This window comes from Enterobacter cloacae complex sp. P43RS (assembly GCF_014930585.1).
GTDB lineage: Bacteria > Pseudomonadota > Gammaproteobacteria > Enterobacterales > Enterobacteriaceae > Enterobacter > Enterobacter bugandensis.
This window is the reverse complement of sequence record NZ_JADBRJ010000030.1, coordinates 1-522: the sequence shown is the minus strand read 5'-3', so window position 1 is coordinate 522 and position 522 is coordinate 1. Positions and strand designations below refer to the sequence as shown.

Here is a 522-nt window from a genome sequence, read left to right as displayed (position 1 = left end):
AAATGAATACCAAGTCTCTGAGTGAACATACGTAATTCATTACGAAGTTTAATTCACGAGCATCAAACTTAAATTGAAGAGTTTGATCATGGCTCAGATTGAACGCTGGCGGCAGGCCTAACACATGCAAGTCGAACGGTAGCACAGAGAGCTTGCTCTCGGGTGACGAGTGGCGGACGGGTGAGTAATGTCTGGGAAACTGCCTGATGGAGGGGGATAACTACTGGAAACGGTAGCTAATACCGCATAACGTCGCAAGACCAAAGAGGGGGACCTTCGGGCCTCTTGCCATCAGATGTGCCCAGATGGGATTAGCTAGTAGGTGGGGTAACGGCTCACCTAGGCGACGATCCCTAGCTGGTCTGAGAGGATGACCAGCCACACTGGAACTGAGACACGGTCCAGACTCCTACGGGAGGCAGCAGTGGGGAATATTGCACAATGGGCGCAAGCCTGATGCAGCCATGCCGCGTGTATGAAGAAGGCCTTCGGGTTGTAAAGTACTTTCAGCGGGGAGGAAGG

Annotated in this window: 1 rRNA gene; it reads left to right on the top strand. The window is 52.3% G+C overall.

Annotation, left to right across the window (positions count from 1 at the left end):
- Positions 1-70: 70 nt before the first annotated feature.
- Positions 71-522: ribosomal RNA gene (locus IM294_RS21990) — 16S ribosomal RNA — on the top strand; the annotation flags it as partial.